Origin of the sequence: Pseudodesulfovibrio sp. 5S69, from assembly GCF_037094465.1 — a bacterium.
Taxonomy (GTDB): domain Bacteria; phylum Desulfobacterota; class Desulfovibrionia; order Desulfovibrionales; family Desulfovibrionaceae; genus Pseudodesulfovibrio; species Pseudodesulfovibrio methanolicus.
Genome location: NZ_CP146609.1, coordinates 3657730 through 3682127, shown reverse-complemented (window position 1 = coordinate 3682127; position 24398 = coordinate 3657730). Strand labels below are relative to the sequence as shown.

20 protein-coding genes are annotated in these 24398 nt (G+C 65.1%); 11 read left to right on the top strand and 9 right to left on the bottom strand.

Annotated elements, in window-relative coordinates; all coding sequences use genetic code 11:
• Positions 1 to 5: 5 nt before the first annotated feature.
• The 5 genes from V8V93_RS17265 to V8V93_RS17245 form a co-directional block, all read right to left on the bottom strand.
• Positions 6 to 1241, bottom strand: a complete 1236-nt coding sequence (locus V8V93_RS17265; RefSeq protein ID WP_338667873.1) for a two-component system sensor histidine kinase NtrB — start codon at positions 1239 to 1241, stop codon at positions 6 to 8.
• 1 nt (position 1242) lies between these two features.
• Positions 1243 to 2385: an iron-containing alcohol dehydrogenase gene (locus V8V93_RS17260; protein WP_338667872.1), complete on the bottom strand. Its 1143-nt coding sequence runs from the start codon at positions 2383 to 2385 to the stop codon at positions 1243 to 1245.
• Between the two features lie 107 nt (positions 2386 to 2492).
• Entirely contained in the window at positions 2493 to 2618 is a 126-nt protein-coding gene (locus V8V93_RS17255; protein WP_338667871.1) for a hypothetical protein, read from the bottom strand.
• A gap of 136 nt (positions 2619 to 2754) precedes the next feature.
• Positions 2755 to 4899, bottom strand: a complete 2145-nt coding sequence (locus V8V93_RS17250; RefSeq protein ID WP_338667870.1) for an aldehyde ferredoxin oxidoreductase N-terminal domain-containing protein — start codon at positions 4897 to 4899, stop codon at positions 2755 to 2757.
• Positions 4900 to 4923: 24 nt separating this feature from the next.
• Positions 4924 to 5586, bottom strand: coding sequence for a 4Fe-4S dicluster domain-containing protein (locus V8V93_RS17245; protein WP_338667869.1), 663 nt, complete (start codon positions 5584 to 5586; stop codon positions 4924 to 4926).
• 394 nt (positions 5587 to 5980) lie between these two features.
• Here V8V93_RS17245 and V8V93_RS17240 point away from each other — a divergent pair, with 394 nt between their 5' ends.
• The 10 genes from V8V93_RS17240 to V8V93_RS17195 all read left to right on the top strand — a co-directional run bounded on the left by V8V93_RS17240 (position 5981) and on the right by V8V93_RS17195 (position 17336).
• Positions 5981 to 7381 carry a sensor histidine kinase gene (locus tag V8V93_RS17240; RefSeq protein WP_338667868.1) on the top strand — a complete coding sequence of 467 codons (1401 nt, stop codon included), beginning with the start codon at positions 5981 to 5983 and terminating at the stop codon, positions 7379 to 7381.
• Positions 7378 to 8736, top strand: a complete 1359-nt coding sequence (locus V8V93_RS17235; protein WP_338667867.1) for a sigma-54-dependent transcriptional regulator — start codon at positions 7378 to 7380, stop codon at positions 8734 to 8736. Before V8V93_RS17240 ends, V8V93_RS17235 begins: the two co-directional genes overlap by 4 nt.
• A gap of 532 nt (positions 8737 to 9268) precedes the next feature.
• Positions 9269 to 9700, top strand: coding sequence for a universal stress protein (locus V8V93_RS17230; RefSeq protein ID WP_338667866.1), 432 nt, complete (start codon positions 9269 to 9271; stop codon positions 9698 to 9700).
• Positions 9701 to 9806: 106 nt separating this feature from the next.
• Positions 9807 to 10736, top strand: a complete 930-nt coding sequence (locus V8V93_RS17225) for a sulfite exporter TauE/SafE family protein (RefSeq protein ID WP_071544437.1) — start codon at positions 9807 to 9809, stop codon at positions 10734 to 10736.
• A gap of 2 nt (positions 10737 to 10738) precedes the next feature.
• Positions 10739 to 11473 carry a TIGR02186 family protein gene (locus V8V93_RS17220; RefSeq protein WP_338667865.1) on the top strand — a complete coding sequence of 245 codons (735 nt, stop codon included), beginning with the start codon at positions 10739 to 10741 and terminating at the stop codon, positions 11471 to 11473.
• A 16-nt stretch (positions 11474 to 11489) separates the two neighbouring features.
• Positions 11490 to 14081, top strand: coding sequence for a PEP/pyruvate-binding domain-containing protein (locus V8V93_RS17215; protein ID WP_338667864.1), 2592 nt, complete (start codon positions 11490 to 11492; stop codon positions 14079 to 14081).
• A gap of 18 nt (positions 14082 to 14099) precedes the next feature.
• On the top strand, positions 14100 to 14501 hold the full coding sequence (locus V8V93_RS17210) for a response regulator (protein ID WP_338667863.1): 402 nt from the start codon (positions 14100 to 14102) through the stop codon (positions 14499 to 14501).
• 38 nt (positions 14502 to 14539) lie between these two features.
• Positions 14540 to 15337, top strand: coding sequence for a universal stress protein (locus tag V8V93_RS17205; RefSeq protein WP_338667862.1), 798 nt, complete (start codon positions 14540 to 14542; stop codon positions 15335 to 15337).
• Positions 15338 to 15358: 21 nt separating this feature from the next.
• The gene (locus tag V8V93_RS17200; RefSeq protein WP_338667861.1) at positions 15359 to 16225 is read left to right on the top strand and encodes a universal stress protein; all 867 of its coding nucleotides are present in this window, start codon (positions 15359 to 15361) and stop codon (positions 16223 to 16225) included.
• Positions 16226 to 16559: 334 nt separating this feature from the next.
• On the top strand, positions 16560 to 17336 hold the full coding sequence (locus V8V93_RS17195; protein WP_338667859.1) for a DUF169 domain-containing protein: 777 nt from the start codon (positions 16560 to 16562) through the stop codon (positions 17334 to 17336).
• Positions 17337 to 17463: 127 nt separating this feature from the next.
• On the opposite strand, the gene V8V93_RS17190 is transcribed toward V8V93_RS17195, so the two are convergent.
• Entirely contained in the window at positions 17464 to 18279 is an 816-nt protein-coding gene (locus V8V93_RS17190; RefSeq protein ID WP_338667858.1) for an alpha/beta fold hydrolase, read from the bottom strand.
• A gap of 90 nt (positions 18280 to 18369) precedes the next feature.
• Positions 18370 to 18876 (bottom strand): tRNA (N6-threonylcarbamoyladenosine(37)-N6)-methyltransferase TrmO, encoded by a 507-nt coding sequence (gene tsaA, locus V8V93_RS17185; RefSeq protein ID WP_338667857.1) that lies wholly within the window; start codon positions 18874 to 18876, stop codon positions 18370 to 18372.
• A 429-nt stretch (positions 18877 to 19305) separates the two neighbouring features.
• Here tsaA and V8V93_RS17180 point away from each other — a divergent pair, with 429 nt between their 5' ends.
• Positions 19306 to 21294 carry a cation:proton antiporter gene (locus V8V93_RS17180; RefSeq protein WP_338667856.1) on the top strand — a complete coding sequence of 663 codons (1989 nt, stop codon included), beginning with the start codon at positions 19306 to 19308 and terminating at the stop codon, positions 21292 to 21294.
• A 298-nt stretch (positions 21295 to 21592) separates the two neighbouring features.
• On the opposite strand, the gene V8V93_RS17175 is transcribed toward V8V93_RS17180, so the two are convergent.
• A complete protein-coding gene (locus V8V93_RS17175) occupies positions 21593 to 23182 on the bottom strand; it encodes an N-acyl-D-amino-acid deacylase family protein (RefSeq protein ID WP_338667854.1) in 1590 nt (529 codons plus the stop codon).
• Between the two features lie 16 nt (positions 23183 to 23198).
• Complete coding sequence (locus tag V8V93_RS17170) at positions 23199 to 24392, bottom strand: YgeY family selenium metabolism-linked hydrolase (protein WP_338667853.1); 1194 nt, start codon at positions 24390 to 24392, stop codon at positions 23199 to 23201.
• Positions 24393 to 24398: the final 6 nt, after the last annotated feature.

The following is a 24398-nucleotide window of genomic DNA, read 5'->3' as shown; positions in this document are numbered from 1 at the left end:
CGTCACTACTCCTCGAGCAGAGGCAGAATCACCTCGAAGACCGCGCCCTCGCCGGGCTCGCTCGACGCGGTGATCTCGCCGCCGTGCTTCATGATGATGTTGTAGCAGGTGGACAGGCCGATGCCGATGCCCTGGCCCGCGGGTTTGGTAGTGAAAAACGGTTCGAAGAGCTTGTCGATGTTCTCCGGGGCGATGCCCCCGCCCGTGTCCGAGACGCGCAGCAGGACCATGCTCCCGGCCACGCGGGTGGAAATGTCGATGGTCCCGATGTCCTTGACCTCGTACAGGGCGTTGAGGATCAGGTTCAGGGCCACCTGCATCAACTCGCCGGGGTGGCCCATGACGCAGGGCTCCTCTTCGGACAGGGAGAGCTGGATGATCCCGGACGGCAGGGCTGACAGCCGGGGGTGGAGCAGCTTCAGACAGTTGAGGATGATGTTGTTGATGTTGACGATGGCCATGGCGCGCACGTCGCGGTGGCCGAAGCTGAGCAGGTTCTGGACGATCTCCGAGCAGCGGTTGCACTCCTGGAGCACGATGTCGAGGTACTCCTCGAAGGTTTCGAGCAGGTCCCCGCAGGACTCGTCGTCCTTGAGGCAGGTCCCCAGGCGGCCCAGGTGCCCGGACAGGGCCTCGGCGAACCCGGAGATGGAGGTCAGCGGGTTGTTGATCTCGTGGGCCACGCCCTCGGCCAGCACGCCCACCGTGGCCATGCGCTCGGCCTGGAAATACTTGGCCTGGTACTGCTTTTCCACGGTCACGTCGCGGTGCAGGAGCAGGACCTTGCCCGGCGTCTCGCCGGTGCCCGGCATGAGCGCGGCCGAGCACTCGATCTGCCGGTTCTCGCCGTCCACGTTCATGATCTGCAACTGGCGGCAGACCTTGCGGCCTTCCTCGCGGGTCATGACCAGGGGGCAGGGCGAGCACGGCCTCTTGCCGCCCTTGAAGACCCTGTAGCAGGGCAGGCCGATGGGGTCGCGGTCGCCGTAGGTCTCGGAAAAGGCGCTGTTGACCGAGAGCACGCGGTAGTCCGGCGAGACCACGGCCACCACGTCGGGAATCCCGTTGAGGATGTCCTGGACATCGCGCCGCTTGCGTTCGAGCTCGATGTTCGAGGCCTTGAGCTCGTTGATGGTCTCCTGGACCTCTTTGAAGAACCCGAGCTTGATGGACTCGATGCCGATGATGTCGTTGAGGCTCGCGCTGCCGACGGGGTCGCCGTTGCCGTTCTCTCTGGTCATGTCACCACATCTCGTAGTAGATGTTCAGGATATCCTTCCAGTCCGCCGGCCGGGGGTTGGTCAGCAGGCAGATGTCCTTGACCGCGTTGTGGCTCGCCTGGGGCAGCATGGACCGCTCCGGCAGGATCTCCCGCAGGCGGCAGGGGATGCCGATCTCCTCGCGCAGCTTCTCCAGGGCCTCGATGCCCGCCAGGGCCGTGGCCTCGTCCGTCTTCAGCCGCTTGCCGGTGATGATCTCGCCCATCTTGGCCATCTTGGCCTCGCAGACCGGGAGGTTGTAGCGCATGACGCTGGGCAGGAGCAGGGAGTGGGCCACGCCGTGGATCACGTCGTGCATGCCGCCCAGGGCGTGGGCCAGGGCATGGCCGAGCCCCACGCTGGCGTTGGTGAAGGCCATGCCGGACGAGGTCCCGGCAATGGCCAACTGTTCGAGGTCGTCCAGCCCTCGCTGCTCCAGGGCCGGGCGGATGTGCTTCATGAGCAGGTCCAGCCCCTTGAGGCTCAACGACTCGGTGAAGGTGTTGGCGATGGGCGAGACGTAGGACTCCACGGCGTGGGCCAGGGAGTCGAACAGCGGCGGAATGATCTGCTCGCGGGTCAGGGTCTCGAGCAGGACCGGGTCGGTGATGGAGATGTTCGGCACCAGGGTCCGGCTGATGACGGTCATCTTGACCCGCCGTTCCATGTCCGTGATCACCGTGAACTGGGAGATGTTCGACTCGCTGCCCATGGTGGTGGGGATGAAGACCATGGGCGGCAGGGGGCTGCGCACCAGGTTCGCCCCCTCGTAGTCGGCGATGGCGCCGCCGTTGCTGACGATCAGGGCGATGCCCTTGGCCGCATCCATGGGACTGCCGCCGCCCAGGGCCATGACCACGTCGGCCTCTTCCCGACGGTAGAGCTCCGCTCCGTTGTGGACCTGGAAATCGCGCGGGTTGGCGACCACGTCGTTGAAATAGACGAAATCGAGGTTTTCCTGGCGCAGGATGTCGAACAGGGCGTCCACCCATCCGGCCTCCTCCACGCCGGGGTCCGAGACCACGAATATCTTGGAGGCGCCCAGCCGTTTGGCGCAGATGCTGGCGTACTGGAGGCTACCCCTGCCGAAAATCACTTCCGGTATGGCGAACTTGAATATGTCCACGGTGTTGTCCTTTGGTCCTATTATATCGTCTAGGTCATCTCCTATCAAGGTCCCCGCCGCAATAATTTCTTTTCCCCTGGCATGTTGCCGCAATGTTCCGGCCGCGCTCAGACGCGATCCACCAGCCCCTTGGCCATGCGGCGCATGAGAAAGTATTTCTCGTCGAAGCCCACGGCGCGCATCTGCTCGAAGAGCTCCGGGGCGATGCCCCGGGTCAGGAGCAGTACCTTCATCCTTCCTCCTTGTCTCGTCGCGTGCAAGCGGCCTTTCCCCAAAGGCATATGCCCGGCTCCCCCGGGAAGGACGGTGGGGGAGCCGGGGTTTGTTGGACGCCCCTGTCACGGAGGTGAGCCAGGAACGATTACGGCGTTATGCCGGCAGGGCGAAGGCCTCCTCCTCGAACCGGGCCAGCTCCTTGTCCATGCCCAGCCGCTTCATCAGGCGCCGGGTGGGCATGCCGGTCTTTCCATCCCACTCCATGAGCTTGTAGTACTCGTCCTTGACGGCCTCGAAGTTCTCCCGGACCAGCGGGGGATGCGGCGGGTCGGCCGGGGGATAGCTCGGCAGCAGGCGCGATTCCACGGGCGCGAAGAAGTGGTCGGGCAACTGGTCGTGCTCCTCGCGCAGGTTGACCTTGCGGCCGTCGCCCCATTCCATGGCGGTCAGCAGCCGGTGCAGGACCCAGATGCGGGCCGCACGGTCGTCCAGGGTCTTCTGGGTCATCCTGTGCCCGGTGACCAGTTCGAAGAGCTTGTACTCCACGGAGATGTCGCCGGTGTAGTCGCGGTCCTTGCGGCCGCTGGTCATGATCGGGAAGACCCAGTCGCAGACCGTGATGCTGTCCTTGATGCAGCCGCGGTAGTGGATGAACTGGCCCAGGTAGGCGTTGGCATAGGCCGACTTCTCGCCGTTCCAGGTCAGGGGCACGTCGCGCTTGCGGTGCAGGTCGTTGAGCCCGTTCTCCGCGATCTCCTCGCCCCAGTGGCGCACGGCCACGGGCATGGCCTGCTCGAAGGTCAGGCCGGTCCACTCCACCAGGTTGGTCATGGAGTGGCGGTTGGGGTCGCGGTTTTCCACCGCGAAGTTGACCGCCCAGTAGTAGCCGAAGGTGCGCGGGTCGTAGTGGGCCGACATGCCCCAGCCGCCGTTGCCGCCCACCACGCCGCCCATGACGCCTTCCATGTTCACGAAGTGCAGGGTCTTGTCGGCGGCCTGCTTCATGCCCAGAGCGGTGAACTTGTCGGCCACGATGTCCACGGCCCTGCGGAACCCCTCGGCCAGGGCGTCGCCCAGCCAGCCCTGGCGGTAGGCGATCATGTTCATCAGGGTCTCCAGGCCCACGGTGCTCAGGTCGCCCTCGGGCGGGTAGTGGCCCTCTTCCAGCCCCGTGGTGATCTTGTCGCTGACCAGCTTCTTCTCGTTGAGGAGGCGCAACAGGCTCTTGCCGTCCACCTTCTCGTCCTGGAGGTGCCAGACGAACTGGATCATGGGGAACATCTCGAAGGTGTCCACGCCCAGCTTGTTGGCCAACTGGTTGGCCAGGAAGGTGGCTTTGTCGCGGTTGCCCATCCAGGAATAGAACCACTGGGTGCAACTGACCGCGCCGCCGCCCATGCCGTCCACGTTCATGTAGGAGTAGCAGCCCTGGGGACAGGAGTAACAGGACTGGGACTTGATGTGGTACTTGTTCAGCCACGGCGCGCAGCTCTCGGTCTGGTCGAAGCGCAGGGCCTGCTTGTTGATGTCCTTGGGGTCGATGTGCTTCTCGGTCCAGCTCAGGGGGCCGGAGGACAGCGGGGTCGAGCCCAGCGGGCCGGGCTGGAACTCGCGCACGCTCTTGACGTACTTGATCAGGTTCTTCTTGTCGGCCACCTGCACGCCCTTGGTGCCCCGGATGGCGATGGCCTTGAGGTTTTTGGACCCCATCACCGCGCCGAAGCCGCCCTGGCCCGCCGCGTTGCCGATGCGGTGCATGATCGGGGAGATGCGCACCAGGCGCTCGCCCGAGGGGCCGATGACCGCGATCTGGGTCTTTTCGTCGCCGGTCCGGGCCTTGATCAGGTCCTGGGTCTCGAAGGTGTCCTTGCCCCACAGGTCCGAGGCGTCCTCTATGGAGACCTCGTCGTTGACCACGTTGATGAACACGGGCTTCTTGGCCTTGCCCTGGACGATCACCGCGTCGTACCCCGCGAACTTCAACTCCGCGCCCCAGTAGCCGCCGAAACCGCTGCGGCTGACCAACGGGCGCTTGGCGCCCGTGGCGTAGACGTGGGGCGAGATGGAGATGACCTCGGACCGCCCGGTGGAGGGGGCCAGGGAGCCCGTCAGGGGCCCCACGGCGAAGATGATCCGGTTGTCCGGGTCAAAAGGACCGGCCTTGGGCGCCTCGTCGAAGATGACCTTGTAGCCGAAGCCGATGCCGCCGGTGTATTCCAGGTATTTGGACGTGTCTTCCGTGGTGATGGAACCGTCGTCCAGGTTGACTCGCAATATCTTTCCAGCCCATCCGTACATAGTGCTGTCTCCTGCGTTGTGTGGTTATCCGAGTTCGATGAACTTGAGCGCGTCCGCCGGGCAGAACTTGACGCACAGGGGGTCGCCGCCGCAGAGGTCGCACTTGGAGAAGATGCCCTTCTCCTCGTTCTCCACGATCATGTCGTAGGGGCAGGCCGCGAAGCATTCGCCGCACCCCTCGCACTTGGCCGGGTCGATGATTCTCGCCCCGGTCTTGGGGTCGAGGGTCAGGGCGTCGTATTCGCAGGCCAGGTAGCAGTCGGCCATGTTGCACTGGCGGCAGACCTCGGGCATGACCGCCAGCTTGACCAGCCGGTGCTGGGGATCGTAGACGGTGTGTATCCGGGCCAGGGCGGGCCGGCAGACGTCGTCGTGGCCGAGCGAGCAGACGATCTCGCAGGTCCGGCAGCCCACGCAGGTGGTCGGGTCGGTGACCAGCCAGGCCCGGGTGGCGGGCAACTGGTCCGGCGTGATCCCCCGGTTGTAGTGCTCGGGCTTGAAATTTTTCGGGGCGGCGATGGCAGCAGTGGCCAGTGTCCCGGCCACGACCTGGATGCCCAGGAACCCGAGCATCTTGCGCCGCGATATCCCTTTGCCCTTGGACGGTGACGTTTCTTCCCCGACCGCCACGCGATCGGTGGCCGTCTCTTCAACCGGCGTATGGTCCGTTGCCTTGATGGTACTCACAGAAACCTCCTGTTGATTTACGCATTGAACCGCATGCCCCGGTATGAGCAAATCCGGGACCAGCGCCTCGAAACAGGGGGCTGCGGGGCCATTTAGTGCATGATTTGGGCATAATACTAGCTGTGCAAAACCGATCGGTTGTAAAAAATGCATGAAATTTTACGTGTTGGGTAAAACGCTGTTTCGGGGGCGCGGCAGGGCCCGCCGTTCCGAGGCCTAATGACCCGAACCCAAAAAAAATCCGGGTCGGAATGACCCGGATTTTCGGGGGCCTCCGGACGGAAGTTGATTTTTACCCCGGTTTGGGGCGAAGGTACGGTCTGCGCCCGGCGCCTCCCCGTCCATCCGGGGCGGACGCGTTGCCGGGCCCGCCCCAGCAAACTTCGGAGCCGGTATGCAGTCATTGAAGATCAAGGTCCTTCTGGTGGTCGTCGCCTTCGTCCTGTTCATGCTCCTGACCATGGCCATGTACTGGTGGAACATCGTGGCCTTCCGCGAGCGGCTGATCATCATGGACGAGTTCCACGACGTGGTCTCCGACATCCTGGAGACCCGGCGCTACGAGAAGAACTTCATGTTCTACCCCGAGCCGGGCAGCCTGGGCGAGGCCCTGGTCTACCTGGACCGCGCCGAGCACACCGTGGCCCTGCTCAAGCCCCAGATCGTCGAGATTCTGGGCCGGGGGACCTATGACGGCGTGCTCGACGACATCACCGTGTACCGCAGGCTGCTGCACGCCCTGGCCAACGGCGACACGACCGTGGCCGACAGCACCCGGCAACACGGCACCCGGCTGGTGGAGGCGGCCCAGGCCCTGCTCCAGAAGAAGCGGCAGACCATCCACGATGCCCTGAACCGCATCCTGTACATGCCCCTGGCGGCCAGTTCCCTGATCCTCATCCTGATCGCCGCGGTCTACATCTGGCAGGCGCGCAAGATGCTCGGGCGGCTCAACTACGTGCAGCGGGCCGCCGACGGCGTGGCCAAGGGCGACTACGAGGCCATCCAGCACCTGACCAGCGAGGACCCCATCTCGGTGATGATGCGCTCGGCCTTCCAGTCCATGGCCGCCCAGCTCGACGAGCGCCAGGAGCAGCTCATCGAGGCCCGCAAGCTGGTCTCCATCGGCACCCTGACCTCGGGCATCGCCCACGAGCTGAACAACCCGCTGAACAACGTCTCCCTGACCGCCGACACCCTGCTCGAAGAGCTCGACGACCTGCCCGAGGAGGAGGTCCGGGAGCTGCTCGGCGACATCATCAACGAGACCGGCCGGGCCTCCGAGGTGGTCCGCAACCTGCTCGATTTCTCGCGCGAGGAGGAGCGTCCCCTGACCCGGCTGTCCATGACCAACGTGGTCCGTCAGACCCTCAAGCTGGTGGGCAACCAGCTCTCCCTGAACGGCACCAAGGTGGAGGCGGATCTGCCCGACGGCCTGCCCGACGTCCGGGGCGACATGCACTATCTGCAACAGGTCTTCGTCAACCTCTTCCTCAACGCGGACCAGGCCATGGACAAGGGCGGCACCCTCCGGGTCACGGCCCGGACCGACGGCGACCGCCTGTGCGTGGACGTGGCCGACACCGGCTGCGGCATGGACAAGGACACCCTGAGCCGCATCTTCGATCCCTTCTTCACCACCAAGCCGGTGGGCAAGGGCACGGGGCTGGGCCTGTCCATCATCTACGGCATCCTCAAGAAGCACGGCGGGGCCATCGACGTGCACAGCGAAGAGGGCGAGGGCACGACCTTCACGGTCTGCCTGCCCGTGCTGGCCGATGGGGAGGAGGCGTGACGCGGTTCCGCGCGGCGGTCATCGACGACGAGGCCCAGGCGGCCAAGATGGTCGGCAGGGCGCTGGCCAAGCTCGGTTTCGAGGTGGAGACCTTCGGGCTGGGGCACAATTTCCTGGCGCGCATGGCCGAGCAGCCCTTCCAGCTCGCCTTCATCGACCTCAAGCTGCCGGACATGGACGGCATCGAGATCCTTGAGGCGGTCAAGACCGGGTTCGAGAACGTGGAGGCCGTGATCATCACCGGGCACGGGTCCATCGCCTCGGCCGTGGAGGCCACGGCCAAGGGCGCGGCCAACTACATCGTCAAGCCGTTTCGGCTCCAGGAGATCCGCACCGTGGCCCGCGAGGCCCTGGAGAAGCTCGAACTGCGCGAGGAGAACCGGCGGCTCAAGGAGGCCCTGGACGACGTCCCGCCGCTCAAGGACTTCCTCGGGGCCAGCCAGGTCATGCTCGACGTCTTCGCCATGATCCGCAAGGTCGCGCCGGTCAACTGCACGGTCCTGCTCCAGGCCGACACCGGCACGGGCAAGGAGCGGGCGGCCAAGGCCATCCACGATCTCTCGCCGCGCAAGAACCGGACTTTCGTCTCCTTCAACTGCGGCGGGTTCACCGAGGAGCTCATTTCGAGCGAGCTGTTCGGCCACGAGAAGGGCGCCTTCACCGGGGCCACGGCCACCAAGATCGGGCTGCTCGAATCGGCCAACGGCGGCACGGTCTTCCTGGACGAGATCGGCGAGATGCCTCTGAACATGCAGGTCAAGCTGCTTCACGTCATCCAGGACCGGCGCATCCTGCGGGTGGGCGGCACCCAGCCCATCGATCTGGACATCCGGATCATCGCGGCCACCAATCGGGACCTCCAGGAGGCCATGGCCGCCGGGCAGTTCCGCGAGGACCTCTTCTACCGCCTCAACGTGGTCCGCATCTACCTGCCCACCCTGGCCGAACGGCGCGAGGACATCCCGCTGCTGGCCGAGCATTTCCTGGAGACCTTCAACGCCCGGTTCGGCAAGGAGGTGGCCTCCATCTCGCCCCAGGCCATGGAGGTCCTGACCCAGTACAACTATCCGGGCAACGTCCGCGAGCTGGAGAACATCATCCAGCGCGCCGTGGCCCTGGCCGACGGCGCGGTCATCGGCCTGCGCGAGCTGCCGCCGGACCTGCTCAACCTGACCTTCAGCAACCTCGGCACACCGGGCCTGCTTCCCCTGGAAGAGGTCGAAAAGCGCCACATCCGGCACGTGCTCGAGGCCACGGGAAACAACAAGGGACTGGCCAGCTCCATCCTGGGCATCCCCCGGACCACCCTCTGGCGGCGGCTCAAGAAGTTCGGCCTGGACACGGACGAGGAGTAGCCGCACTCCGGCCCCCCCCGATCCCGATGAAACCCCCGCCCGACGCACCGGCCCACCGCCTGTAAAGGCCATTCGACAGCGTCCGGCCCGTCCGGCCGACCCCCTTTTTTCGCCCGCCTTCAAGAAAAATGCGGTTTTTTTTGCCACCGCATTTCCCCTGTTTTTTCTCTACTGTTCATTTTGAAACACGTTTGGCCGCAAAAGTGGCCCGGAGCACCTGTGATTGACCTTGGTTTTTCAAAATGAAACATCCCTTCGGGAGCCGTCAAGCCGCTTTTCTTCCGGTCCGCTGCACAATAAATCACTTATATTTTAGCATGTTAAGATATTGTTAGATCCTTCACAATTGACCGGTCCGGAATTCGTTCGGTCCGACATGTTGTTTTTCATTTTGAAACAAAAAAACGGGCAAAAATGAACGCGGCAGCGATTCCTGATAATAAAATTCCTGATATATTGATCGGTTAACATATTCCTTGCCGAATAGGTCTTGGCACCGGCCTTGCTCATAGGGGGGCGACGGAAGGAAAAAATGAAGAATGTATTGATCGTAGTGGACAAATCGGAATCGAGCCTGTGGCTGGCGTACTACGCCATGGGGCTGACCCGGCGCATGGCCGTCAACGTCTCCATCCTCCTGGTGGTGGACGAGGAATTCGAAGGCGGGGCCGGGGACGACGAGGAGTGGATAGGCTCACCCGAGAAACGCCTGGAATCGATCCTTGCCGAGGGGAGATCCGAGGGCACCCGCCTCGATTACTACGTGGTCCGCGGCCGGATGGAAGAGGAAATCCCGAGGTTCATCCGCGAAAACGCCGTGACCAAGCTCTTCATCGGCGCCCCTCCGTCGGGCCGCCAGTCGCTCTACTCGAAACTGATGAAGGTGATCGATGCGGTGAACACCACCACCCGCTGCGAGGTGGAGGTGGTGCAGAAGGTGTCCGCGCACGGCAAGCGCAAGTGAGTCCGCCTCCCGTAGGGGGCGAGGCGGACGGCGCAAGCCGGCTCGGGTCCTGCCCGGCCGCGGGCTTGGGCCTGAAGATGGAATTCAACCTAGTGGAGGAGTATCGATGTTTCATATGTATCTTCCCATCGCCGGGAACAGCGTCAACGTGTTCCTGGTATTCGCCCTGGGAGGGTTCGTCGGCCTGCTTTCCGGCATCTTCGGTGTCGGCGGCGGGTTCCTGATGACGCCGCTTCTGATCATGTTCGGCATTCCACCGACCGTGGCCGCGGCCTCCGATTCCAACCAGATCGTGGGCGCGTCCACCTCGGGCTGCCTGGCCCACTACCGGCTGGGCAACGTGGACTTCAAGATGGGTTTCCTGCTGCTCATCGGCGGCGTGCTCGGCGGCTTCGGCGGCGTCCAGGTGATCAAGGTCCTGCGGGCCATGGGCAACGCGGACTTCCTGATCAACATCACCTACGTGCTCATGCTCGGCGGCGTGGGCTCCTACATGTTCATCGAGTCGGTCCAGAGCCTGCGCAAGAAGGCCCCCGAGGCCGACGCCCCGGCCAAGCCGGTCAAGAAATCGCGCTATGCGGCCATGATGGAAGCGCTTCCCTTTCAGACCGACTTCGTCAAGTCCGGGGTGCGCCTGTCCATGCTCATGCCCCTGGTGCTCGGCGTCCTGGTGGGCGTGCTCGCGGCCATCATGGGCGTGGGTGGCGGCTTCATCATGGTTCCGATCATGGTCTACCTGCTGCGCATGCCCATGCACGTGGTCGTCGGCACCAGCCTGTTCCAGATCCTGTTCACCTGCATCAACGTGACCATCCTGCAGTCCTACACCAACCACACCGTGGACTTCGTCCTGGCGGTCCTGCTCCTGCTCGGCTCCACCCTGGGCGCGCAGTTCGGCACCCGCATCAGCCGCAAGCTCAAGGGCGAACAGCTCAAGATCCTGCTGGCCACCCTGGTCCTGGCCGTCATGGTCAAGATGCTGCTCAACCTGCTGGTCACACCCGACGTGCTGCTGGCCATCGCCGGAGGTCACTAGTCATGAAGAAGATCGCATACATCTGCGCGGCCCTGCTGGCCGCCCTGTTCCTGTCCTGCCCGGCTTTTGCCGCCGCCCCGGTGAGCATGACCATCCGGCCCAACCTGGTGACCATCGGCACCGGATTCAACGGGACCCAGGTGACCGTCACCGGCGAGGTGCCCCAGGGCACGTCCGCGGTCATCCGCCTGCTCGGCGAGCCGCGCAACAAGACCTTCAAGAAGAAGGGCAAGGCCTTGGGCCTGCTGTGGATGAACCTCGGCGCCGTGGAGATCCGGGGCGTACCCGACGTCTTCCTGGTGGGCACCGACGGCTCCTCCCGCGTGGACTGGGAGCACTCGGACCTTGCCTTCCGTTCGGTCAAGGGCGATACGGAAGACTGGATCTATGACGAGTTCATCAAGCTCATGGAAGAGGACGACTTCTACCGGGTGGAGAACGGCGTTATCCAGTACACCGGCGAAGAGGGCGACATGCGCACCTTCCGGGCCGAGCTGGCCATCCCCTCGGCCATGCACCAGGGCGTGTACCGGGTCGAGGTCCTGGCCGTGAAGGACGGCAAGATCGTGGACATGGCCGCCGAGGAGCTGCACACCAAGCTGACCGGCCTGCCCGCCTTCCTGTCCAAGCTGGCCTTCGACCACTCGCTGCTCTACGGAGTGGCCGCCGTGATCATCGCCATCCTGGCCGGGTTGCTCATGAGCCTGATCTTCAAGGAACGGGGAGGCGCCCACTAGGGCGGAGGTACAGGCCATGTTCGGGTTGCTCGACCATATCCGCACCAGGCTGCTGCGCAGGCGGCGCAGGGAACGCATTTCCCTGGCCGCCCTGTTTCGGCAGTTCCAGCAGGTGCTCGAGCTGAACAACCGCATCCTCACGGCCATCGCCTCCATGCACGACAAGCTGGGCGGGGACTACATCTTCGACGTGCAGTACCTGCGCTCGTCCAAGCAATTCATCGTGGACACCGTCCGGGAGCTCATCGACGCCTTCGACGCCATGGCTCCCGGCCGGTATCCCGATCTCTACTCCTCATTCCGCGACATCCGGCACAAGCTGGAGAGCGAGCTGGAGCGCCGTCCGGTGCTGCCCGACGTCATGGCCATGCCGTTTTCGGACATCCGCCTCAAGGACATGGACGCGGCCGGGGCCAAGTCCACCCGGTTGGTCATGATCGCCAAGGCCTCGGCCGGGACCGTGCCGTCCGGTTTCGCGGTGACGACCTCGGCCTACCGGCTGTTCATGGAACTCAACGACATCGAGGACGAGATTCTCCGCCTGGAAGGGGCCTGGCGCAACGGGGAGATGACCGTGCAGGAGGCCTCGGGCAAGATCCGCTCGCGCATCCTGGCCGGGTCCATCCCGCCGCGCGTGCGCCGGGCCATGGGCCGCGAACTCGAGACCCTGCGCCGGGGCGCGGGAGAGGGCAGCCTGCGCCTGTCCGTGCGCAGTTCGGCCTGGGGCGAGGACGGCGACCTCTCGTTCGCCGGGCAGTACGACAGCTTTCTGAACGTCCGGCCCGAGGACCTGCACGATGCCTACCGCAAGGTCCTGGCGTCCACCTATTCCCCGGCGGCCATGGAGTACCGGCGCGAGTACGACTTCAAGCCCAACGAGGTCTTCATGGCCGTGTCCGTGCAGGCCATGGTCGAGGCCCGGACCAGCGGCGTGGTCTACTCCCTGTCCCCGGTCAGGCGCGGCGAGAGCGGCATCGAGATTGCCGCCACCTGGGGGCTCGGCTCCCCGGTGGTCTCCGGCGAGGTGGAGGTGGACCGCTTCGTGGTCTCCCGCGAGCCGGAACACGCCTTGCTCCTGCAGAGCGTGGCCCACAAGCCCACGGCCATGCGCCCCGGCCCCGAGGGGTCGGTGACCACCGAGGACGTGGACGAACCGCTGCGCGACGCGCCCAGTCTGTCGCCCGAGGAAGTCAGGCTGCTGGCCGACACGGCCATCCGCCTGGAACAGTATTTCAAGAAGCCCCAGGACATCGAGTTCGCCTTCGACCAGACCGGGGCGCTGATCGTGCTCCAGTCCCGGCCCCTGCGCATCGAGGCAAGCGACGACCCGCAGTCCCCGGCCCTGAGCGACGTGCTCAAGGGATATCCCGTGCTCCTCAGCGGCGAGGGCGACGTGGCCCAGCAGGGCGTGGCCTCGGGCCCGGTCTTCGTGGCCTGGGAGGGGCGCGATCTGGAGGAGTTTCCCGTGGGCGCGGTCCTGGTGGCCCACCTGTCCTCGCCCCAGTACGCCGCAGTCCTGCCTAAGGCCTCGGGCGTGGTCACGGACATCGGTTCGCCCCTCGGGCACATGGCGACCATCGCCCGCGAGTACCGGGTGCCCGCGCTGCTCAACGCCAGCCGGGCCACGCTGGTCCTCAAGGAGGGCGACGTGGTCACCCTGGACGCCGAGCAGAAGACCGTCTACCAGGGGCTGGTCCGCGAGCTGCGCATGCACGACTTCATGAGCGACCGCATGGAGGAGACCTACGAGTACCGCCTCCTGCGGCGCATGCTCAAGCTCATCGAGCCGCTCTATCTGGTGGACCCGGAAGAGAACAATTTCACCCCCCAGGGGTGCCGGACCTTGCACGACATCGCCCGGTTCATCCACGAGAAGGCCGTGGAGATCCTGACCGAGATCCCGACCACCTCCGGGGCGAGCGAGGCCTGCCCCGGCGGGCGGCTGGAGCTTCCGGTGCCCATGGACCTGGTGGTCCTGGACATCGGCGGCGGCCTGACCGACGACTGCGCCGGGGAGGGGGACAAGCCGAGCCGCCGGCGGACCATCCGTCCGGAGCAGGTCCGCTCCGAGACCCTGCGCGCCTTCATCGACGGCGTGACCCTGGAGGGCGTCTGGCAGTCCAATCCCGTGCCCGTGGACTTTTCCAGCTTCATGTCGAGCATGACCCGGACGTTTTCGGCCGACTCGGCCGGGGTCAAGCGCATGGGCCAGAACCTGGCCGTGGTCTCGGACCGCTACCTGCACCTGAGCCTCAAGCTCGGCTACCACTTCACCCTGATCGACTGCTACCGGAGCGAGGACGACTCGCGCAACAGCGTACAGTTCCGTTTTGCGGGCGGGGTGACCGGGGCGGTGCGCCGCTCCCGCAGGGCGCGCTTCCTGTCCGAGGTGCTCAAGGGGTTCGATTTTTCGGTGACCGTCAAGGACGACCTGGTGGTGGCCCGCGCCAAGGGGTGGATGGCCCGTGACCTCGGGCGGCTCATGCGCATCCTCGGCCTGCTGGTGGCCTACACCCGCCAGTTGGACGTCTCCATGGTCAGTGACTCAAGGATTTTCGAGCATTGTCAGGAATTTGAACACATCGCTGAAGAGGCGATGGGCAATTAGCTATTGGAGGTTGGCAGTATGACCGCCACATCGAAGACCAGTATTCTCATTCTCGACGACGAACCCATCGTCAGCAAGCGGCTCCAGCCCGCCCTGGAAAAAAAGGGGTACGAGGTGGAGAGTTTCTACGAAAGTGCCCAGGCCATGGTCCGCATCCGGGAGCGGAGCTTCGACATCGTCGTCACCGACCTGAAGATGGAAGGCATCGACGGCATGCAGTTCCTGGCCGAGGTGAAAAAGCTCTCCCCGCGCACCGAAGTCATCGTCATCACCGGGTTCGCCACCATGGACACGGCCAAGGAATCCATGCGCAAGGGCGTGTTCGATTTCCTGGCCAAGCCGTTCAAGCTCGGCGAAATCCAGGAAGTCATCAGAAAGGCCGAGGAACACATCCGCCTCGGCAAAGAAGGGAAGGAATAGGATTTTTTCATGAACCATACAAAAAGCGAGGTGCGCCCATGGACATGCTGAAAGCTCTTGTCCCCGTGGAAATGACGTTGGCGTCCAATGTGGCCCTGCGATACCTGTGCCGGAAGGCGGAACTGCTCGGCATCGCCGTGCAGCCCGTGCATGTGGAGGAACCGGACCACAAGCCGCACTCCTCGGAAACCGGTTGGATTCGCCGCTCCTGGGAATCGGGACTGCGCCAGGCCGGGCTCGAGGAGGTGCAGCGCATCCTGAACAGCGAGAAGCTCGACTGCTTCATCCTGCCCAACCCGATCGTCCGCGTGGGCGACAGGGAGGACACCCTGCTCGAGGAGCTTCGCCTCGGCGGATATGATTTCTTCGTGGAAGGCGAGGTGGCCAACTTCAACACCGGTGCGTTCCGCAAGCGGCTGCGCTCCAAGCTCTATCGCCAGATGCCGTGCCCGGTCCTGCTGGTCCGCAACATGATCCAGTCCGACCGGCTGGCCCTGGTCCTGGACGAGAAGACGGACGTGGACTCCCTGGTCGCCCGGTTCCACCACCTGTTCGGCGGGCGGGCCGTGGATTTCGATCTGTGCGCCTACGCCATGGACGACCTGCACCAGGACCCGCACCCTGACGAACTCTTGAGCGAGGGGGCGGAACTGCTCGGCAAGCTCGGCTATACGCCGGCCCGGGCCTTCACCCTGCTCGGCGCGCCCGAGACCGCCGCGCGCAGCCTGGGCGACTATGGCATGATCGTGGCCCACATGGACCGCAAGTCCAACCGCAAGTCGCCCCTGACCGAGGTCCTGGGACTGGTCTCCAGCCCCATCCTCATTTGCTGGTAACCGTACCAAGGGAGAGTTGACATGAAGATACTCGTCGCCGTGGATGAAAACGCCTACAGCCGGTATGCCGTGCGCCAGGCCGCCCGTCTGGCGGCCAACACCTGGGCCGACGTGGTTATGCTGGCCATCGAAAAGAACCGCGCCTACATCGCCGAAGAGGAACTGGACCCGGCCCACGCCCACCCCCGCCTGCGGTTGCTGAGCCGCTACCGCGCCGACTTCCTCGACGCCCTGGGGCCGGACGTGGACCTGTACAGCGATCGGGCGGACGCGCCCTTTGTCCGCCGGGAGGACAAGGTCCTGGAACAGGACCTCTCGGGCCGCAAGACCTTCAAGCTCCACCTGCGCGACGGCGACCCGGTCAAGGCCATTACCAGCGAGGCACAGGCCGAAGGCTGCGACCTGGTCATCCTCGGTTGCGGCCAGCACGAGGGCGGCTGGGGCCGGGGCTCGGACGTGCCCGGCCGCGTGGCCGACGCCGCCGACTGTTCGGTCTTCGTCATCCGCGAGGAACCGGCCACCTCGCGCGTGGTCTGCTGCCTGGACCATGCCGACATCTCCCAGGAGTCGCTCGAGCTGATCAACCAGTGGGTGACCATCTACGCCGCCGGGCTCGAAGTGGTCGGCGTGCTCAAGAAGGGCGAGCTGCGCGAGGAGGTCGAGGCCAAGATGGGCGAGGTCCTGGACTACTACCTGAAGCGCGACGTCCACGCCCTGATCCGGGTGGTGGACGAGGACTCGCTGGAAACCTTCATCGAATCCGGCCGCAAGGACGACCTCATGGCCCTGTGGCTCAAGCACAAGTCCCCCCTGCAGCGTCTATTTCACTCCAAAAGGGTCAATGCGTTGGTTAATCACGCCTCCTCATCCATGCTTATCCTGCGCTGACCCGCGTACCGAACCGGAGACGAAGCCTCCCGCCCCCCAGCGGGAGGCTTCGTCGCCAACCTTCCTTTTCCCCGACATCTCCGCGATCCCGGCCGCCCCGGGGGCCCGCAACTCCCCTGTTTTCGTGACGCTCTTGCGGCTTGTGAAAAAACGGCGCAATAATTTTTGTCGGACACCCTCTATTATGCTTATTTGAGCATAATGCGGTGTGCGGTATTTCACAACACGCCTTCCGCTTGACCCCGGTCCATCCGGCCCATAGCGGTGAGTTGCCGACCCCGGCCCGTGCCGGGGCCGGCGTCGTCCACAACATTCAGTCCGCGAGGAGGACACCATGTCGTACAAGGAAATGCAGGAAGTACTGATGCGCGAGCTGCGCCTCTATCACTATCCCGTGGCGGTCAAGTTTTTCTACGACCAGGCCGAACTGGACGCCTTCCACGAGGCGGCCCCGGAGATCTACGCCCCGGTCAAACCCATGACCTTCTGCCAGTGGGAGCTGGGCGCGCGCATGAAGGGCCAGATCGTGTACTCCGGCGAGGCCGGGCTGGGCTGCGGCAACGCCAAGTACAGCTTCGGCTGGAAGGACATCGACGACGCCGAGATCAAGGGCCACGCCAAGTACACCAAGGACCTGGACCAGGCCGAGCGGTTCGTGCGCTCCAAGGCGAGGCTGCCCGAGGGGCTGCTCGGCATCGCCGTGGCCCCGCTGGGCGCGGTGGACGGGCTCTACGAGCCGGACACCGTGCACTTTTACTGTGACAACATGCAGGCCTACCACCTGGCCGTGGATTACATGGCGGCCACGGATACCCATCCCCTGCGCCCGACCATCACCATGAATTCCTCGGCCTGCGGCGGCAACGTCAGCACCTTCACGTCCCAGGAGTTCAACATGCTCCCGGCCTGTTCCGGCAGCTACAACGCGGGTAAGACCGAGCGCGGCGAGATCAACGTGATCATCCCCGGCAAGAAGTTCGGCGCGGTCTTCGACCGGCTCATGGATCGGATCGAGGCGGGCAGCAGCTCCATCACTCGGCCCGGCGACGGGTTCCCCGGCGCGGACGTGTGCAAGAACTGCCCGTTGATCATCTTCAAGAAGGAACAGTAGGCGGGAGTACCCCCGACGACCCGTCCGCGCCGGACAAGGGTGCGGCTTCCGGCGCGGACGGTGACGAGGATGGCGGCCCGGGTGGCGTGGGCCGCCGTGCCGACGGGTAGGAGGAGGTAGCCCCCCGTCAGGCGTCTATTCCGTCAAAGGCCACGGCCATTTCGTGGCGTCTGCGGTAATGCGTACAATATTGCATGCGCATCTCGTGCGGCATGGTGTTGCGGGCGCAGCCGTTGACGTTGCGCGAGGCGCCGGGCGCGGCCTGGTCCACCAGGAGGCGGGCCAGTTCCTGCGCCCGGGCCAGGAGCGGATACTCGTACATGTTCAGTTCGAACCACGGCATGCCCCACTGTTCGACCGTTTCGCGGCCGAAGGGCGAGCCGGGCGCGTCCTCTTCCGGGGAGTGGACGAACAGGGGCCTGGGCCAGCGGCTGCGCGTCGGCCCGGCGTAGGGCTCGGTGAACGCCCGCCGGGGGAAGGGTGCCAGGAGTGAGGTGGACTCCTCGCCGTGTTCCAGCCAGGAAAGCGGGCCGGACACGAAGGGCGCGACTTCTGTGGATTCGTTGTTGCCGTCGATGGCCTCGGCCAGGGAAGCGGGGCAGACCTCCATGAAACTCTTGCCGGGTTCGGGCACCACGGCGTCCCAAAAGACCAGGCTGTGCACGGCCGAGGGCAGAGCGTCGGCCAGGGCCGGGCCGAGCAGGCCGGACCAGCCCGAGCAGACGACGGTCGCGCCGGACAGGTCCTCGGCCTCGAAATAGCGGACCAGGTTGTCCAGGGCGGTCTGCGCGGGGCTGTCCGCGTTCTCCGATCCGAAGGGCAGGGTCCGTCCGGCGTAGCTCGGGGTGTGGACCTCGTGGCCGAGGTCGCGGAGTTCAAGGGCCGCCTGGCGCCAGACCCAGCCGCCCTGGAATGCGTCGTGCAGGAGAACGAAGAGTGCCATGTTTCACCTCACATGGGGTTGTGCATCGGTCGACCGGGCACGGGCCTTGGGGCCGCGAGCGCTTCGGGATGCCGTTGCCGGGAAATACGTCTAGCTTCCGGTCTCCTCCAGGGAGCAGGCCGCGAACCGGTCGTCGCTGCGCCGGGTGGTCGCGTTGCCCGATTTGCCCTCGAACCAGCCTACGCGGTCGGCGGGCCAGACGTCGAAGTCCGGGACGTAGGGCTTGATGTCGATGACCGGCGTGCCGTCGAGCACATCCACGTTGTTCAGGATGATGCCCTCGTCCGAGACCCCGCACAGGGACATGACCGACAGCCCCACCGGGTTGGGCCGCTTGGGCGACCGGGTGGCGAAGATGCCGTGGGGGTTCTTGTCCAGGAAGGGGATCACGGTCAGTTCCTGGCCGCATATCTCGTGCAGATGGTAGAGGATGATCAGGTGCGAGAAGCCCTCGATGTCCCGGATGCCCTCGCGGAACTCGGGCAGGACCTTGATGGTCCCCTTGATCCCCTTGGCTCCGGAGGGCTGGATGGGCATGCCCGTGGTGTTTTTGTGCGGGGTGTGGAAATAGCCTATGGGTCGGTAGGTGATCTGCATCGGGTACGCCTTGTTTAGGTATTTATGTCCAAGAAAGCATACACCGTGCCATATGGTAGAATCCAAATATTTCAATAGAATAGATTGTTGTCCATGCCTACAATTGTGCGTTTCCGTACATATTTGAAATAAAGTGTATACAAAAATGTAGCAATTGGCCTGTAGAGGCGGTCCGGACCGGCTTGTCAGGCGGCCCGGGCGGTGTGCCTGGGGATGCCCCGTGCGGTGGCTCGGTGAGGGGATTGTGAAAACTAAAGGCAATGAAAAAAGGATGTTGCGGAGAAAGCTTCCGGAATCCTTTTCATCTGGATTCCGGCGGGGATACGCTTTATGGTAAAAGTCCGCGCCAACGGGGCGGCCTGCCGTCGCCCCGTCGACAGGGGGCTTGGCGGCCCGCGCGCAACACACTAACACGAGGTGGACCTGACCATGGGCCTTGCCACGGACATCATCCTGATCATCGTCTTCGCCTTCTTCTGCGGCCTGGCGGCCCAGCGGGTGGGCCAGCCGATCATCCTCGGCTACATCCTGTCCGGGGTGTTGCTGGGGCCCTACACCGGCGGGCTGACCGTGTCCGGGGCGCACGAGATCGAGCTGCTGGCCGAGATCGGCATCGCGCTCCTCCTGTTCGCCCTGGGCCTCGAATTCTCCTTCAAGGACCTGAAGCCGGTGAAGTGGGTGGCCCTCATCGGCACGCCCATACAGATGCTCCTGACCATGGCGCTCGGCTTCGCCATAGGCCATTACATGGGGTTTGACTGGAAGTCCTCCCTGTGGCTGGGCGCCCTGGCCTCCTTTTCCAGCACCATGGTCATCCTCAAGACCCTGATGAACCAGGGCTGGCTCGGCACCCTGTCCTCCAAGGTGATGATCGGCATGCTCATCGTCCAGGACCTGGCCGTGGTGCCCATGATGATCGTCCTGCCCGAGCTGAACGACCCGGTGGTCGGCCTGCCCAAGCTCGGCTTCGCCCTGATCAAGGCCGCCGTGTTCCTGGCCTCCATGATCCTGCTCGGTACGCGCCTGCTGCCCTGGCTCATGGCCCGCATCGCCCAGCTCGGCTCGCGTGAGCTCTTTCTCCTGGCCATCGCGGCCATCGGCCTGGGCGTGGGCTACGTCACCTACTTGGCCGGGCTGTCCTTCGCCTTCGGCGCGTTCGTGGCCGGCATGGTCCTGTCCGAGTCGGACTTCGGCCACCAGGCCCTGTCCGACATCATCCCTCTGCGCGACATCTTCGGGCTGCTCTTCTTTTCCTCGGTGGGCATGCTCTTCAACCCCATGTACCTGGTGGAGCACTTCAGCCGGATATTCTGGCTGCTGGTCGTGCTCTGCGTGGGCAAGGGGCTCATCTTCACCGTGGTCGCCAAGGTCTTCCGCTACCGCAACGTCGTGCCCCTGGCCGTGGGGCTCGGCCTGTTCCAGGTCGGTGAATTCGCCTTTGTCCTGGCCCGGCTCGGGCTGTCCACCGGGTCCATCCCGCGCGAGCTCTATTCCATGATCATGACCGTGACCATCATCTCCATGGTCCTGACCCCGATCATCTCCGGCCAGACCGCGCGGCTTTACGCCCTGCGCAAGCGCCGGTTCTCCCACGAGGCGCTCGAGTCGTCCAACATGCCCAGCCAGGGAGTGAGCGGCCACGTGATTATCCTCGGCGCGGGCCGGGTGGGGCTGGAGATCGCCCAGGTCCTCAAGCGGTTCGGCCTGACCCATGTGGTCGTGGAACTGGACCACCGGCGGTTCGAGCAGGCCAAGAAAGCGGGCATCCCGGCGGTCTACGGTGACGCCAGCCAGGAAATCGTCCTCGAAGCCGCCGGACTGCGGCAGGCGGCCCAGCTCATCGTCACCGTGCCCGACCTGGTGACCATCCGGGCCATCATCCGGAACGCCCGGCACGACCACCCCGGCCTGGACATCATCGCCCGGTCCACCACCCGCGACCACCTCCACGACATGAAGGAGCTGGGCGCGGACGAGGCCGTGCTCCCGGAACTCGAAGCCAGCCTGGAAATGTCCCGCCAGTCCCTCCTGCGCCTGGGCGAGTCGCCCGTGGAGATTCAGCGGCACACGGACCGCATCCGCCAGGAGTTTTATTCCGTGTTGTCCGACTCGTCGGACGATTACCGCGAACTCATCCAGTTCCGGGGCGCGGAGCAGCAGTTCGACCTGCAATGGATCAAGGTCCCCGCCGAGAGCCCCCTGGCCGGGAAAACCATCGGCGAGAGCAACGTCCGCAAGGCCACCGGCGCGTCCATCGTCGGCGTGGTCCGCGACGGCCAACTCAAGACCAACCCCGACGCCGCCTACGTCCTCGAACCCGGCGACCTCGTGGCCTTCATCGGCAACGACCGGGACCGCTCCCGGTTCTGCATCTTCTCCCGCACCGAATCCGGCGCTACCGCGGACTGCGTGGCGTAGGGAAGAATCGGGGGAAGGGGAGAGGGGAAACCTTTGGGAAAAGGTTTCCCCTCTCCCTTTCTAAACCTTTTGTAGGCGCATGTGCGCGTGCGGAGGTTGGCGCGAAGTCGTGCCTCGTCGCTTTGCTTTCTTCGGGCTAGATGAATCGTCAGTAAAAAAAACAGGCGATTTTACGCGCTCGCACATCCGCGAAGCGGCACAAGAAGTTCAGGAAAGGAAGGGGATGGGGGCCTGAGGGAAGGGAAGGAAAGCCCTTTTCAAAGGGTTTCCTTCCCTTCCTCAGCCGCCGGAGGCATTCTTACCTGCTCAGCCTGAGCACCCGCCCGGGCGGGGTGGGGGTGTCCTCTGCGGTGGGGCCGTGGAGGACGGTGCCGTTGACCATGACCAGGTCGATGCCGGTGGGGTGTTGGCGCGGTTCGGTGTAGGTGCCGTTGTCGCGCACGGTGTCCGGGTCGAGCAGGACGATGTCGGCGTGGTACCCGGGCTTGAGCAGGCCGCGTTTGTCGATTTGGAAGGTCTCGGCCGGTTTGCCGGTCATCTTGCGGATGGCGGTTTCGAGCGGCATGACCTTTTCCTCGCGCACGTATTTGCCGAGCACGCGGGGGAAGGCCCCGTAGGTGCGCGGGTGGGGCGTGCCGCCGAGCAGGCCGTCGGTGCAGACGTTCATTTCCGGGCGGGCCATGAACGCCTTGATGTGCTCCTCCAGGCCGTAGAAGTCGACCATGCCGACCGCGTTTTCCTCCTGGAACAGGAGATCGAGGGCGGCTTCCAGCGGCGGCTTGCCGCGCATTTCGCCGAGCTGGACCAGGGTCTTGCCGACGGCGTCCCCGTTGGCCTCGGTGCGCGTGCTGGTGACGAAGATGCCGTCCACGCCCGCGAAGGCCACGAAGTTGTCCCAGCCGAGGATGCCCTCGCGGATGTCGCGGAGCATGCGCGCACGGGATTTCTCGTCGGCGAGACGCTCCAGGAGCTTGTCCGTGCCGCCCGCGTGGGCCCACGGGGGCAGGATGGCCCCGAGCATGGTCGATCCCGCCACGTAGGGGTACTGGTCGATGGTCACCTTCAGGCCCTCTTCGGCGGCCCGGTCGAGCAGCCCGAGGACGCGCTCGAACTTGTCGGCGTTGTACTTGCCGCAGATCTTGAAGTGGGAGAAGTGCACGTGTACGCCGGTGTTGCGGGCGATGTCGAGGACCTCGGCCATGGATTCGAGGATGGTGTCGGCCTCGCTGCGCTGGTGGATGACCAGCGGGCGGCCGAACTCGGCGGCCACCGAGCAGAGCGCCTCCATCTCGGCCTTGTCCGCGTAGGTGCAGGGCGGGTAGATCAGCCCGGTGGACAGGCCGAAGGCCCCTGCCTCCAGTTCGCGCCGAAGCACCGCCTGGAGCAGTTTGAGGTCGCCGGGATTGGCCTGACGGTCGTCCAACCCCATGGCCTCCATGCGCACGTTGCCGTGCGGGGCCAGGTAGCAGAGGTTGGTGCCCGCGCCGGATTGTTCCAGGCGCGACAGGTAGCCGTCGGTGGTCTCCCAGGTCCAGTCCAGGGTCTCGGACTCGCCCTCCAGGCCGCTCAGGTTCTTGCGCCAGGCCGGGATGTGCCGCTTGGGCAGGGGGGCCATGGAGATGCCGTCCTGGCCCAGGATTTCCGTGGTCACGCCCTGGCGGATCTTGGGCTGGATGAACGGGTCCTCCATGACCACCAGGTCCGAGTGTGAGTGGGTGTCGATGAAGCCGGGGCAGACCACGCGGCCCTTTGCGTCGATGGTCCGGGCCGCTTCGGGCGCCGTCGGCCCCACGTGGGTGATGACGCCGTCCTCGACGCGCACGGCGCCGGGCGTGGCCGGGCTGCCGGTGCCGTCGATGATGCGGGCGTTTTCGATACGGATGCTCATGCCGATTCCTCGGGGGTTACTCGCAGGCGAGCAGGGCCTCGATGAGGGCCTTGTAGCCTGTGGTGACCTTGTGCAGTTGGTCCACCTCGATGTGTTCGTCGATGGTGTGGGCCAGGTTCTCGCGGGACGGGCCGTAGCCGAGTGTGCGGATGCCCGCCTCGCCCGCGTAGTGGGAGCCGTTGGTGCAGAAGGAGTAATGGGACAGGCCGGGTTCGAGTCCGGCGCCGCGCAGCCCGGCCAGGGCGGCGGCCACAAAGGGGGCGTCCTGGTCGAACAGCCAGCCGGGGAAGAACCGTTCGCCCTGGATGTGCACGCCGGTATAGCACTTCTCACGGCCCTTGGCGAAGTACGCCTTGGCCTTGAAGTCCGGGTTGGCCGCGGACAGCCGGGCGATGGCCTCGTTGATGGGGGCCAGGACCGATTCCGGAGTCTCGCCCACCAGCAGGCGTCGGTCGTAGGTGGCCCGGCAGCCGCTGGGCACCACGGACGAGCCGGGGTAGGGCGTGGACTTGATGTCCGTGAGCACGCAGATGCCCTTGCCCAGGACGTCCTGGACGGGCTCCTCGATGTCGGCGATCTCGCGGATCAGGTCGGTCATCAGGTGCACGGCGTTGACGCCCGCGTCCGGGTTGGCCGAGTGGGCGGGTACGCCCATGGTCTCGACCACGATCTCGGCGCGGCCGCGCTGGCCGATCTTGAGGTTCAGCTCGGACGCCTCGCCGATGATGACGAAGTCCGGCTTGACCGCCTGGGATATCTCGCGCGCGGCGATGCCCTCGAAAAGCTCCTCGTGGACCACGCCGGCCACGCAGACCTCGCCAGCGAATTTGCTTCTGGTCTCCTTGGCGAACCAGGCGGCGGCCCCGACCATGGCGGACAGGGCGCCCTTCATGTCCGAAGTGCCCCGGCCGTAGACCTTGCCGTCCACGATGTCCCCGCCGAACGGGGCCTGGGTCCAGGCCGACGGGTCGGGCACGGGGACCACGTCCATGTGCCCGTCGAACAGGATGCACGGGCCGGGCTTGTTGCCCTTGATGCGGCCCAGGACGTTGCCGTAGCGGTCAACGGTGACCTTGTGGAAGCCGTTGGCCTCCATGGCGGCGGCCAGGGCCCTGGCCACGTCGTTCTCCTCGCCGGACACGCTGGGCAGGGAGACCAGCTCCTGGCACAGGGCCACGCTCAGGTTGCAGTATTTTTCCTTGTTCGGCATGTCGCC

Bases quoted from the DNA above. Each gene is read 5' to 3' on its own strand.
- V8V93_RS17265 (WP_338667873.1), bottom strand. From the start codon at position 1,241: ATGACCAGAGAGAACGGCAACGGCGACCCCGTCGGCAGCGCGAGCCTC.
- V8V93_RS17255 (WP_338667871.1), bottom strand. From the start codon at position 2,618: ATGAAGGTACTGCTCCTGACCCGGGGCATCGCCCCGGAGCTCTTCGAG.
- V8V93_RS17250 (WP_338667870.1), bottom strand. From the start codon at position 4,899: ATGTACGGATGGGCTGGAAAGATATTGCGAGTCAACCTGGACGACGGT.
- V8V93_RS17240 (WP_338667868.1), top strand. From the start codon at position 5,981: ATGCAGTCATTGAAGATCAAGGTCCTTCTGGTGGTCGTCGCCTTCGTC.
- V8V93_RS17230 (WP_338667866.1), top strand. From the start codon at position 9,269: ATGAAGAATGTATTGATCGTAGTGGACAAATCGGAATCGAGCCTGTGG.
- V8V93_RS17225 (WP_071544437.1), top strand. From the start codon at position 9,807: ATGTTTCATATGTATCTTCCCATCGCCGGGAACAGCGTCAACGTGTTC.
- V8V93_RS17220 (WP_338667865.1), top strand. From the start codon at position 10,739: ATGAAGAAGATCGCATACATCTGCGCGGCCCTGCTGGCCGCCCTGTTC.
- V8V93_RS17215 (WP_338667864.1), top strand. From the start codon at position 11,490: ATGTTCGGGTTGCTCGACCATATCCGCACCAGGCTGCTGCGCAGGCGG.
- V8V93_RS17210 (WP_338667863.1), top strand. From the start codon at position 14,100: ATGACCGCCACATCGAAGACCAGTATTCTCATTCTCGACGACGAACCC.
- V8V93_RS17205 (WP_338667862.1), top strand. From the start codon at position 14,540: ATGGACATGCTGAAAGCTCTTGTCCCCGTGGAAATGACGTTGGCGTCC.
- V8V93_RS17200 (WP_338667861.1), top strand. From the start codon at position 15,359: ATGAAGATACTCGTCGCCGTGGATGAAAACGCCTACAGCCGGTATGCC.
- V8V93_RS17195 (WP_338667859.1), top strand. From the start codon at position 16,560: ATGTCGTACAAGGAAATGCAGGAAGTACTGATGCGCGAGCTGCGCCTC.
- V8V93_RS17190 (WP_338667858.1), bottom strand. From the start codon at position 18,279: ATGGCACTCTTCGTTCTCCTGCACGACGCATTCCAGGGCGGCTGGGTC.
- tsaA (WP_338667857.1), bottom strand. From the start codon at position 18,876: ATGCAGATCACCTACCGACCCATAGGCTATTTCCACACCCCGCACAAA.
- V8V93_RS17180 (WP_338667856.1), top strand. From the start codon at position 19,306: ATGGGCCTTGCCACGGACATCATCCTGATCATCGTCTTCGCCTTCTTC.
- V8V93_RS17175 (WP_338667854.1), bottom strand. From the start codon at position 23,182: ATGAGCATCCGTATCGAAAACGCCCGCATCATCGACGGCACCGGCAGC.
- V8V93_RS17170 (WP_338667853.1), bottom strand. From the start codon at position 24,392: ATGCCGAACAAGGAAAAATACTGCAACCTGAGCGTGGCCCTGTGCCAG.